Here is a 10,267-nt window from a genome sequence, read left to right as displayed (position 1 = left end):
CTGCCCGATCCGCGCGCCGAGCCGGTCGGCGGCCTTCGGGTGCCGGAGCGACGTGCAGGGGCCGTCCGGGGCCGCGGCCCGGGCGGGCGCGGCGGTCGGCAGCAGCGCGGCCGCGAGCGCGAGCGCGGCGATGGATCGTGCCATCCGGCCACGCTATTGATCATGAAAGCCGGGACGGGGCGTCCGGGGGCCGTGCTTCGGTAAAGGACGGCTCAGGGACTGGCCAGGCGGCCGAGCAGCTCGTCGATCGCGGCGCGGACCTGCCGGTCCATCGCCCGGGCGAAGCCGGCCTCGACCGTGACCTGGGCGCCGGGGCGCAGCCGGGCGATGGTCTCGGTGAGGGCCCCGAGGTGCCGGTCGTCGACGGCCTCGTCCAGCCGCCCGACGACGTGCGTCGTGATCAGCCGGACGAACATCGCGGCGAGGTCGTCCATGCTGCGCTGGAGCTCCTGCCCGGTCGCGAGCACGGCGTCCAGCGGCACCCCCGCCCGCACCAGCGTCACCGTGGCGTCGAGCTGGCGGCGGCTCCAGTGGGTGACGCGGTCGCCGTCCACCTCGATGTGCCCGAGCGCGACGGCCCGCTCGACGGCCTCCGGGCCGACCTCGCCGGGGAACAGCGCGGCCAGCTCGTCCAGCGTCATCGTCACCGGGACCTCGTTCGACCACGGGGTCGTGACCGCCTTCTCGACGCCGAGCACGGTGCCGATGTCGCGGCCCTGCTCCCAGGCGGCCAGCAGCTCGCGGATGCCCTCCAGGGTGTGCCCGCGGTCCAGCAGGTTCCCGATCATGCGGAGGCGGGCCAGATGGTCCTCGGAGTACAGGCCGATGCGCCCCTCGCGGCGGGGCGGCGGCAGCAGCTTGCGCTCCTGGTAGTACCGCAGGGTCCGCACCGGGACCCCGGCGGCCGTGGCGAGTTCGCCGATGCGGTACTCGCGGGCCCCGGCGCCGGGACGGCCGCCCTGTTCCTCCGTCGGCTCTTCGCTCACGGCGGCCAGCATAGTTCGCGGCCGGTCCCGGCCACGTCCCGCATCGTGCGGCGACGGAACGCCGGCGGGGTCGCGCACGTCAGATCCCCGTCGTTGCCGACGCCCCCTGCCGGAAAGAAAGGCGAAAGATGCTGAAGACCCGTTCCGCGGCCCTCGCGCTCGTCGGTCTGGTCGCCGCGTTCGGGCTGACCGCCTGCGGTCAGGACCGGTGGTGCGAGCACGATGCGACCGACACGAAGGTGAGCGACCGCTTCTGCAAGAACAACACTCCCGGGTACGAGTGGGAGTCGGACGGCGGAGGCCACAAGAAGAAGTCGTCCAAGCACAAGACGGTCAAGAAGACCAAGTCGCGCCACTGACCCTTCGGGCGGCCCGGAAGCCGGGACGGCCCTGGCCGGACGAACCGAGCCGGGGCCGCATGGTCGTTGCTCAGCCGGGGCAGTGGAGCCGTGCCTCCCCGCTCTTCTCTCGATGCTCGTCCCAGCCCTCGACGACATCGCCGACGACCGCGGTCCGGTAGGTCTCCCTGCCCGAGGTCTGGTCGCACGGAATCGTCGCCTTGGCCTGGAGATACGACCCCCACTTCCTGACGGTGAGGGAGTTCTGACTCGTGTTGCAGGCCCAGCGGTCGCCCGGAATGCGCTGGCAGAGCGACACTTCGAAGGCGATGTATCCGGGCTTGTCGCAGATGATGCTGCCGTAGCCGACGACCTGGGCGGACGTGCCCTTCCCTCTGATGGACGGGCGCCAGGCACGCAGAACGCAATTCTTCTTCGCTTCTTGGAGCTGGGAGGACGGTGCGGTCTTCACCTGCACCTTGGAACCTGCCCTGGCCTCGGTGTCCGAGGCGCGGCTCGCCGTTTCCCCGTGTCCCTGGAGACCCGAGAAGAACATCAGAGCAGCCGTCATGACGCTGCACACTGCACCGCTTGCGGCGATGTCGACAATTCGGCGCCTCATCGAGTCCCGTCCCTCCGCGCGTTCTTCCAGGTGAGAACACGCTAGGAAGAATCGGGTCCCGCACTTCAGGGCCCTAGGGCCCCGTCCGGCTCAGGCCGGGCCCCAATACGTGGAGAGGGTCTCGCCGGGCCCGCGGGCCCATGCGGCGGGCCGGGCCGATCATCCGGGAGGCGCCGGACGGCGGCGGCTACGTGGCGCGCCGCGCCGTCGTCGTGCGGCGCTGCCGGCGCCGGGGCGCCTCGTCCTCGGCGCGGGACGCCTCGGCGGCGAGCAGGTCGGCGAGCGAGCGGGGAAGGATGTCCTCGCGGCGGTCGGCGAACGGTGAACGCATGATCCCTCCCGGATCAGGCGGCGGTGGTCAGGTCGGGGTAGGCCGCGTACACGCTGGTGAGGGCCCAGCGCATCCGGGCCAGGAAGGCGTCCGGATGGTCGCCGGCCTCCTGGGCGACGGCGGCGGTCCAGCGGGAGACGTCCCCGCCGCAGGCCCCGAAACGGTCGTTGATCGTGGTGCGGACCTGCTCGGCGGAGGGGCGGTCGGACTCCTGCAGCGGGGAGGTGAACAGGATCTCGGCGAGGTCGGACGCGTTCATCGAGGTGAGGCTCGGCATGGTCGACATCGGAGTGCCTTCTTCCTGCGGGAGACTTCCTTGTCACCCTTCTGCTGATAACGACTCTGCCTTCCCCGCGGATTCATCGCCATAGGGGAAAACCCCGATCCGGGGTGGAGTTCTCCCCCCGGGTCACCCCTGAGCAGGCCTTAGGAACGGGACGAAAAGGCGTCCGCGAGGGCCTTGCGGAAGGCGCGTACGGCCGGATGGGAGCCGCTTCCCCGGCGGGACGCCGTGAACAGGCGGCGGGTACGGTGCTCCTCCGGCAGCTCGACGACGGGCACGGCGGGCGGGCCGTCCTGCCAGACCAGGCCCGGGAGCAGCGCGGCGGCGTGGCCGCGCTCGACCAGCCGCAGATGCAGCAGCAGGTCGGTCGACTCGAAGCGCACGTCCGGCTCGAAGCCCGCCTCCCGGCACAGCCGCGTCGCCCACCGCCGGGACGCCGTGCCCTCCGGCTCCATCGCCCAGGGACTCTCCGCCAGGTCGCGCAGGCCCGCGTCCGGCGACGGCGAGGGGAGCGCGAGGCGGATCTCGTCCGTCCCGAGCTCCTCGTGGTCGACGCCCGCCGGGCGGGGGCTCGGGTCGCCCGGGTACTCCTCGGTGATCACCAGGTCGAAGTCGCGCGCGAGCAGGGCGGGCAGGGCGCTCTCCGGCTCCCGCTGCGTGATCTCGATCCGGAGCCGCGGGTGGGCGTCGCGCAGCGCGCTGAGCGCGTCGGGGACGAGCGCGAGCGCGGCCGTCTGGAACGCGGCGACCCGCAGCACCCCCGTGATCCCGTGCAGGGACGCGGCGAGGTCGGCCTCCGCGCGTTCGAGGCGCTCCAGCACGGCCTCGGTGTGCGCGACGAGGATCTCGGCCTGCGCGGTCAGCCGGACGCGGCGGCCCACCGGCTCCAGCAGCGGCACCCCGGCCTCCCTCTCCAGGACGGACAGCTGCTGCGAGATCGAGGACGGGCTGTAGGAGAGGGCCTCGGCGACGGCGGCGAGCGTCCCCCGGTGCTTCAGCTCGCGCAGGAGCCGGAGCCGGTGCAGGTCCAGCATGGCCGCTCCATTCATCGGCTCGGATGACGATTATCGCTCGGAAACATTCGCTGGACCGATCGGAGTCCGGCGCGGGACGGTGTTCGCCATGGTCACGGCCCCCGCCTCGCTAGCCCGTTCGTCCTGGTTCGCCCGTCCGGCCGCGCGCGACTGGACGTGCCCGCCCGCGCCGCGCGACGTCGCCGCCTTCCACCGGACGCTTCCCGGCCACGCCGCGACGCCGCTTGTCGAGCTGCCGTCTCTGGCGGCCGAACTCGGCGCCCGGCGGGTGTTCGTCAAGGACGAGTCGGCGCGCCTCGGCCTGCCCGCCTTCAAGATCCTCGGCGCCTCGTGGGGCGTCCACCGGGCGCTCTGCGACCGGCTGGGCCTCGCGCCCGGCGGGACGTCCCTCGCCGATCTGCGGTCGGCGCGGCCGGACGTCCGGCTCGTGACGGCGACGGACGGCAACCACGGCCGCGCGGTCGCGGCGATGGCCCGGCTGCTGGGGCTGGCAGCGGAGGTCTGCGTCCCGCACGGCGTCCACCCCGAGGCGGTGGCGGCGATCAAGGCGGAGGGCGCGGCCGTGACCGAGATACCGGCGTCCTACGACGAGGCGGTGCGGGCCGCCGCCGACGCCGCGGCCGCCGACCCGTCGGCGCTGCTCGTCCAGGACACCGCATGGCCGGGCTACGAACGCGTGCCGCAATGGATAGTCGAAGGCTACTCCACCCTCTTCAGCGAGATAGACGAACAACTCGCCGAGGTGGGGGCCGCCCCAGCGGGCCTTGTGGCCATTCCAGTGGGGGTGGGGTCGCTGGCCCAGGCGGCTGTGACTCACTACCGCTCTGGACGGTCCGCTCCCACGTTGCTCTCCGTCGAACCCGATGCGGCGCCCTGCGTCTTGGCGAGCCTCCACCAGGACAGGCCGCTGACCGTCAGGACACGGCCGACCACCATGGCGGGGTTGAACTGCGCAACTCCGTCGACTCTCGCTTGGCCCGTCCTACGCGCCGGCCTGGACGCCGCCGTAGCGGTCACCGACGCGTCCACGGCCCGCGCCGCGCGTGACCTGGCCCGCCTCGGGGTCGCGGCCGGGCCGTGCGGCGCCGCCTCCCTCGCCGGGGCCCGTGCCGCGCTGGCGCCGGACCGCCGCCCGCTCCTCGCGTCCGGGCACGGGGAAACGGTCGTCCTCCTGGCCACGGAGGGGCGGGCCGCCAACCCCGCTTAACGACATTTCGGAAAAGGGGGCAGCGGATCTGACCTACGCGCCGGTAACATAATCTCACCGCATCCGCCTGGATCGGTGTGCTCTCGGCCCACGCTCCCGGTCGCCCCCGGGGACGAGCAACGAGAGGGGACGCGCCATGCAGCCCACTCTGGACCAGTTCCTCGCCGACCGCCTCGACGAGATCACCGCCGAGGTCGCCGGAGAGATCGCCGAGCGCGTCCCCGCCTACACGCACCTGCGGGCGCGCGAGATCCTCGCCCTCGTCCGGGACGCCCTCGCCGCCTACACCGGCGCCCGCGAGACGGCCGCCGTGCTCGACGCGTTCCGCGCCCTCGGCGCCAGCCAGGCCCGCGCGGGGCACGACGTCCGGCACTTCGAGTCCGCGCTGCGCACCGGCGCCCGCGTCCTGATCCGCCGGACGGCCGGCGCCGCCGCCGGCCTCTACCCGCCCACGGCCGAGTACGTCACGGTCATGGAGCAGGCGTTCAGCGCGGAGGGCCGCATCGTCCAGGCCGCCGTCGAGGGCCACCGCCGGGCCGGGCGGCACGCCGGGACGCGCCGCCTCCGCACCCTCGTCTCCGAGAACTAGCGCCGCCGGACGGCCCTCTCGTTCGGCACGCAGTGCGTCATCCTCAGGCCGTCGACGTCCCGCGGACCGTTCTGGCCGAGGTTCTTCAGCCGCTGCTGGTCCTCGTCGGTGAGGTCCTGCCCGGGCAGCGGGCCGAGGTTCCTGACGTCGTCGGCGGAGATGCCGAGCCCCTGGCCGACGCGCAGCCCGAGATCGTCCTCGGCGAGCAGGAAGTGCCACACCATGCGCTCCTGGACGGGACGCGCGCACTCCGAGATCAGCTCGACGAAGTTGCGCACCAGGTCGTCGCGCTCCCACTCCTCCATGAGCAGGTAGCGCTGGCCCGCCTGCTTGTAGTCGTTCGCCCGGGCGATGCGCTTGCGGGTGAGGCGGCCCGTGATCTCCGGGCCCTGCTCGTCGTGCGTCGGGTACTCGCCCTCGCGCAGGCCCCCGGTGATGGACGGCTCGTAGTTCACGTGGGGGTTCGCCCCTCCGGCGTCCACGTGGTACGCCATCTGCCCGTCGCGCTGGTTCGTTCGGACATGGGTGCCCTTGGCCCGGTTGACGGGCAGTTGGAGGTAATTCGGGCCGACCCGGTGGCGCTGCGTGTCGCTGTAGGAGAACGTCCGCCCGACGAGCATCTTGTCGTCGGAGAAGTCGAGCCCGTCGACCAGGACGCCGGTGCCGAACGAGATCTGCTCGTTCTCGGCGAAGTTGTCCTCGACGTTCCGGTCGAGGACGATCCGCCCGACCGGCTTCGGCGGGAAGTCGTTCTCCGGCCACACCTTCGTGTCGTCGAGGGGATCGAAGTCCAGCTCCGGGTGCTCATGGTCGTCCATCATCTGGACGACCAGCTCCCACTCCGGGAACTCCCCGCGGTCGATGGCCTCGTGGAGGTCCTTCGTCGCGTGCCCGAGGTCGTCGGCCTGCACGGCGGCGGCGTCCTCCGCCGTCATGCTGCGCACGCCCTGCTTCGGCATCCAGTGGTACTTCACGAGCTTGGTCTCGCCCGTCTGGTTCACCCACTTGTAGGTGTTCACGCCGAATCCCTGCATGTGCCGGTAGTCGGCCGGGATCCCGCGCGGGCTGAACAGGTTGACGAGCATGTGCATCGACTCAGGCGTCTGCGACATGAAGTCGAAGATGCGCGCCGGCTCCTGCCGGAACGTCACCGGATCGGGCTTGAGGGCGTGGATGACGTCGGGGAACTTGATGGCGTCCCGGATGAAGAAGACCGCCAGGTTGTTGCCGACGAGGTCCCAGTTGCCGTCCTCGGTGTAGAACTTGATGGCGAACCCGCGCGGGTCCCGCGCCGTCTCCGCCGAGTCGCGCCCGCCGATGACCGTGGAGAACCGCAGCGCGATGGGAGTGCGCTTGCCCTCCCCGTGGAACAGCCTGGCACGGGTGTAGTTCGCGATCGGCTCGTCGCCCCATTTCCCGTACGCCTCGAAGAACCCGTACGCCGTCACGCCGCGCGCGTGCACGACCCGCTCCGGGATGCGCTCCCGGTCGAAATGGCTGATCTTCTCCAGAAACTGATAGTTCTCCAAGGTGGCCGGGCCCCGAGAGCCCACCGTGCGCTGGTTCTGGTTGTCGTACACCGGGTGGCCCTGCCGGTTGGTCAGCACCGGACGGTCGTCCCCCGGCTGTGGCCCCATGCTCGCAACGTCCGTCACGACGCCTGTCTCCTCTCACCCGCTCTCGCTGGCGCCCTACCCGGCGGGGGACAGAGGAAGGTCTGCACCAGGTAAACCCTGCCGGGCGAGGGCGTGCGCACAGCCGGTCATTCGGTGAGGGCGGCGGCGAGGTCGTCCACGTGCCTGGAGACCGGGCCCAGGGTGAGCAGCCCGCTCTGCGCGCCCGCCAGTTCGCCCGCGGCCGGGACGAGTTCGTCGTGCGCGCGCCGCATCGCCGGCCGGTCGCCCACCGCGATGGCGGCCTGCCCGGTGAGGCACCACAGGGCTTCGAACAGCAGGTCCCGTGGCGGGTCGGGGACGTCCCGCAGCGCCGCGGCGGCCTCGCCGGGTCGTCCGCGCGCCAGCAGCACCAGAGGCCGGGCCCAGGGCAGGTACGGCCCCCAGTCGGCGGGCCCGGTCTGGGCGGGCAGCCGGTGCTGGACGCGCAGGCAGAGGAGGGCGAGCGGCAGCAACCCCTCCTCCAGACCGGGCATTCCGCAGCCCTCCATGTGCGCGGCCGCGGCCCGGTAGGCGCTCTCGGCCTCCTCGAACGACGCCTCGCCGGACGCGGCGAGCCGCAGAGCCCGGTACCAGGTCGTGAACACGCCCACCAGCGGGCGCTCGTGCCGCTCGGCGAGGCGGTCGGCGGCGTCCGCGTGCCGGTCGGCCGCGCCGAAGTCGCCGAGCGCGGCGCGGGCCTGGACCCGGACGAGATGACCGAGCACCTCGTAGCTCGACAGGTCGTTGCGCGCCGACACGTCCACCAGCTCCGCGCCGATCCCGTCCCGCCGCGGCGCCAGCCCCGCCCGGTCGAACGCCTGCATGAACGCGCCGTTCAGCGCGAACGCGAGGAGCGCTGGATCGTCCAACTCGCGGGCAACCCGCACGGCCGCCCGCGCCGCCTCGCGCGCCCGGTCGTCGCGGGCGCCGCGCGACTCCAGCGCGATCGTGGCCAGCAGCCGGGCCCGCGCGGCCTCGTGCCCGTCCTCCGGCAGCCCGGCGAGGGCGCGCTCCGCCGCCGCCACCACTCCGGCCGCCTGGCGCGGATCATCCGACCGGGTCCAGATCGCCGGGACGTCGAACGCGCCGATCACCCGGGCGGTCAGCTCCGCGTCGCCCAGCTCCTCGGCCGCCGTGACGACCGCCAGGCGCTGCTCCCGGGCCGCCTCCAGGCCCCCGGCACCGGTCACCGCGAGGCTCCGCAGCAGGCCGACCGTCGACTCCAGCCGGGCACGCGCACCGGACGCGACCGTCCGGTCGTATGCCTCGGCCGCCTGGGCCCACACGCGCGACGCCGCGTCCCGGGCGGGTTCCAGGTGGTCGGCCTGGCGGAGGATGTCCTCCTCCAGGCGGCGCAAGGTCGGACCGGGGTCCAACCCCAGTTCCTCGACCAGAAGGCCGCGGGCCCTGTGCAGGACGGCCAGTGCGTCGCCCTGACGGCCGGTCCGGTAGAGGGCGAGCGCCAGTAGACGCCAGGCGTCCTCGCGCCAGGGATGGTCGGCGACATGCGCGTCCAGATCCGGTATCGCCTCGGCGGCCAGGCCCTGCGCCAGCCGCGCCTCGGCCTTCCGCTCGACGGCGCGCAGCCGCAGTTCGGCCAGCCGGGAGTGCTCCGCCCGCGCCCACGGCTCCTCGGCGAACTCGGCGTAGGCGGGGCCGCGCCACCAGCCCAGCGCCTCGTCCAGCGCGACGGCCAGTTCGGCGGGGGGACGGTCCGAGGCCACGACCCGCTCGAAACGCCAGGCGTCCACGGCCTCGGGCCCGGCGCGCAGCGCGTAGCCCGGACCCTCGGTGACCAGCAGCCGGGGCGGCGTCCTCGGCGGGCGATCCGGTTCGAGGACGCGCCGCAGCGCCGCCACGAAGGTGCGGACGGCGCCGACCGCGTCCGACGGCGGATCGACCCACAGATCGTCCACGATCCGGGACACCGGCACCACGCGCCCCCGCGCGACGATCAGGCGGGCCAGGACGGCGCGGTGCCGAGGCCCCTTCAGGGCGATCGCGTCCCCGTGCCCGTCCCAGGCCGTCACCGGCCCCAGCACCCCGAACAGGACCTCCACGCCCTCACGGTATAGCGCGCTCATCGGATGCTCATCCGCGCCCGGCAGCCTGGGACGCATGCCAACGATCAGCGATTTCGACTACCAGCGCGTCCCCGTCGCCGAGGGCGTGTCCCTCAACGCGGCGGTCGGCGGATCGGGCCCCCCGATCGTCCTGCTGCACGGCTTCCCGCAGACCCACCTGATGTGGCGGCACGTCGCCCGCGACCTCGCCGCCGACCACACGGTCATCGTCCCCGACCTGCGCGGGTACGGCGAGAGCGACAAACCGTCCGACGGCTACTCCAAGCGGACCATGGCCGCCGACACCGTCGCGCTCGCCCGCGCCCTCGGCCACGACCGCTTCGCCCTCGCCGGCCACGACCGCGGCGCGCACGTCGCGTTCCGCGCCGGCCTCGACCACCCCGGCACGATCACCCATCTCGCCTGCCTGGACATCCTGCCGACCCTGGACATGTGGGACGTCATGCGCGGCGCGTCGGCCGCCGTCGGCTTCCACCTGTACCTGATGGCGCAGCCGCCCGGCCTCCCCGAGCAGCTGATCTCCGGCGCCCCGGACGCCTTCTTCGGCCACTTCCTCGACGCGTGGACGAACGACCCGTCCGCGATCCCGCCCGACGTCCGCGCCGCCTACCTGGACGCCTGCCGCGCCGCCGTCCCCTCGATCGTCGCGGACTACCGCGCGTCCGCCGGGATCGACGTCGACCACGACACGGCCGACCGGGAAGCGGGCAACCGCCTGCGGATGCCCGTCACCGTCCTCCAGCAGGACTGGGGCGCCGCCCTCGGCTACGACGCCACCGCGCTGTGGGGCGCATGGGCGGCCGATCTCCGCCATGAGACCGTCACGTGCGGCCACTTCATGGCAGAGGAGGCGCCCGCGGAGGTGGCGAAGTCCCTCAGGACGCTCCTGGAGCGATGAGCGAGACGCAGGGGCGGCCCCGCGGCCACCGGAAGGACGGGCCGCCGCTACCAGAAGGGCGGGCCGCCCTGCGTCGCCGCCCACACCCACACGTAGATGATGAAGCCGGTGGCGACCAGCCCAAGCAGCATTTCCCAGTTGGGCGGCGACGCGCTCCGTCCGCGCCTGCGGTTCATGGCGATCGTCCGTTCGTCCGGTGTGCCTCGTCGTGACTGACCTAGCCGGAGACGTCCCGAACAA

The 10,267-nt window shown here is 73.1% G+C and carries 11 protein-coding genes; 4 read left to right on the top strand and 7 right to left on the bottom strand.

Annotation, left to right across the window (positions count from 1 at the left end):
- Window positions 1-212 precede the first annotated feature (212 nt).
- A complete protein-coding gene (locus ABWI04_RS07830; RefSeq protein ID WP_345178878.1) occupies window positions 213-986 on the bottom strand; it encodes a MerR family transcriptional regulator in 774 nt (257 codons plus the stop codon).
- Between the two features lie 128 nt (window positions 987-1,114).
- Here ABWI04_RS07830 and ABWI04_RS07825 point away from each other — a divergent pair, with 128 nt between their 5' ends.
- A complete protein-coding gene (locus tag ABWI04_RS07825) occupies window positions 1,115-1,345 on the top strand; it encodes a hypothetical protein (RefSeq protein ID WP_089310719.1) in 231 nt (76 codons plus the stop codon).
- Between the two features lie 70 nt (window positions 1,346-1,415).
- On the opposite strand, the gene ABWI04_RS07820 is transcribed toward ABWI04_RS07825, so the two are convergent.
- From ABWI04_RS07820 to ABWI04_RS07805, 4 genes are all read right to left on the bottom strand, one after another.
- The gene (locus ABWI04_RS07820) at window positions 1,416-1,895 is read right to left on the bottom strand and encodes a hypothetical protein (RefSeq protein ID WP_353831908.1); all 480 of its coding nucleotides are present in this window, start codon (window positions 1,893-1,895) and stop codon (window positions 1,416-1,418) included.
- A 238-nt stretch (window positions 1,896-2,133) separates the two neighbouring features.
- Window positions 2,134-2,277, bottom strand: coding sequence for a hypothetical protein (locus tag ABWI04_RS07815; protein WP_345178886.1), 144 nt, complete (start codon window positions 2,275-2,277; stop codon window positions 2,134-2,136).
- Window positions 2,278-2,290: 13 nt separating this feature from the next.
- Entirely contained in the window at window positions 2,291-2,563 is a 273-nt protein-coding gene (locus tag ABWI04_RS07810) for a hypothetical protein (RefSeq protein ID WP_345178889.1), read from the bottom strand.
- Between the two features lie 140 nt (window positions 2,564-2,703).
- Complete coding sequence (locus ABWI04_RS07805; RefSeq protein ID WP_353831907.1) at window positions 2,704-3,594, bottom strand: LysR family transcriptional regulator; 891 nt, start codon at window positions 3,592-3,594, stop codon at window positions 2,704-2,706.
- Window positions 3,595-3,682: 88 nt separating this feature from the next.
- Here ABWI04_RS07805 and ABWI04_RS07800 point away from each other — a divergent pair, with 88 nt between their 5' ends.
- Window positions 3,683-4,801 carry a diaminopropionate ammonia-lyase gene (locus ABWI04_RS07800; protein ID WP_353831906.1) on the top strand — a complete coding sequence of 373 codons (1,119 nt, stop codon included), beginning with the start codon at window positions 3,683-3,685 and terminating at the stop codon, window positions 4,799-4,801.
- A 136-nt stretch (window positions 4,802-4,937) separates the two neighbouring features.
- A complete protein-coding gene (locus tag ABWI04_RS07795) occupies window positions 4,938-5,390 on the top strand; it encodes an RsbRD N-terminal domain-containing protein (protein WP_345178896.1) in 453 nt (150 codons plus the stop codon).
- Here ABWI04_RS07795 and ABWI04_RS07790 read toward each other — a convergent pair.
- Together ABWI04_RS07790 and ABWI04_RS07785 are read right to left on the bottom strand one after the other, a co-directional pair.
- Entirely contained in the window at window positions 5,387-7,045 is a 1,659-nt protein-coding gene (locus ABWI04_RS07790; protein ID WP_353831905.1) for a catalase, read from the bottom strand. The genes ABWI04_RS07795 and ABWI04_RS07790 overlap by 4 nt on opposite strands.
- Window positions 7,046-7,152: 107 nt before the next feature.
- A complete protein-coding gene (locus tag ABWI04_RS07785; protein WP_353831904.1) occupies window positions 7,153-9,129 on the bottom strand; it encodes an AfsR/SARP family transcriptional regulator in 1,977 nt (658 codons plus the stop codon).
- Window positions 9,130-9,163: 34 nt separating this feature from the next.
- Between ABWI04_RS07785 and ABWI04_RS07780 the strand changes: the two genes are divergently transcribed.
- Window positions 9,164-10,027 carry an alpha/beta fold hydrolase gene (locus ABWI04_RS07780; protein WP_353831903.1) on the top strand — a complete coding sequence of 288 codons (864 nt, stop codon included), beginning with the start codon at window positions 9,164-9,166 and terminating at the stop codon, window positions 10,025-10,027.
- The last annotated feature ends 240 nt before the right edge of the window (window positions 10,028-10,267 follow it).

The sequence above is a fragment of the Actinomadura sp. NPDC000929 genome, assembly GCF_040492065.1.
GTDB classification, from domain to species: Bacteria; Actinomycetota; Actinomycetes; order Streptosporangiales; family Streptosporangiaceae; genus Spirillospora; species Spirillospora verrucosospora.
This window is presented reverse-complemented; position numbering and strand designations above follow the sequence as displayed.

What these genes read in the sequence shown, in the direction of transcription:
- ABWI04_RS07810 (WP_345178889.1), bottom strand. Translation starts at nt 2,563, where the DNA reads ATGTCGACCATGCCGAGCCTCACCTCGATGAACGCGTCCGACCTCGCC.
- ABWI04_RS07815 (WP_345178886.1), bottom strand. Translation starts at nt 2,277, where the DNA reads ATGCGTTCACCGTTCGCCGACCGCCGCGAGGACATCCTTCCCCGCTCG.
- ABWI04_RS07825 (WP_089310719.1), top strand. Translation starts at nt 1,115, where the DNA reads ATGCTGAAGACCCGTTCCGCGGCCCTCGCGCTCGTCGGTCTGGTCGCC.
- ABWI04_RS07785 (WP_353831904.1), bottom strand. Translation starts at nt 9,129, where the DNA reads ATGAGCGCGCTATACCGTGAGGGCGTGGAGGTCCTGTTCGGGGTGCTG.
- ABWI04_RS07780 (WP_353831903.1), top strand. Translation starts at nt 9,164, where the DNA reads ATGCCAACGATCAGCGATTTCGACTACCAGCGCGTCCCCGTCGCCGAG.
- ABWI04_RS07800 (WP_353831906.1), top strand. Translation starts at nt 3,683, where the DNA reads ATGGTCACGGCCCCCGCCTCGCTAGCCCGTTCGTCCTGGTTCGCCCGT.
- ABWI04_RS07795 (WP_345178896.1), top strand. Translation starts at nt 4,938, where the DNA reads ATGCAGCCCACTCTGGACCAGTTCCTCGCCGACCGCCTCGACGAGATC.
- ABWI04_RS07805 (WP_353831907.1), bottom strand. Translation starts at nt 3,594, where the DNA reads ATGCTGGACCTGCACCGGCTCCGGCTCCTGCGCGAGCTGAAGCACCGG.
- ABWI04_RS07820 (WP_353831908.1), bottom strand. Translation starts at nt 1,895, where the DNA reads ATGACGGCTGCTCTGATGTTCTTCTCGGGTCTCCAGGGACACGGGGAA.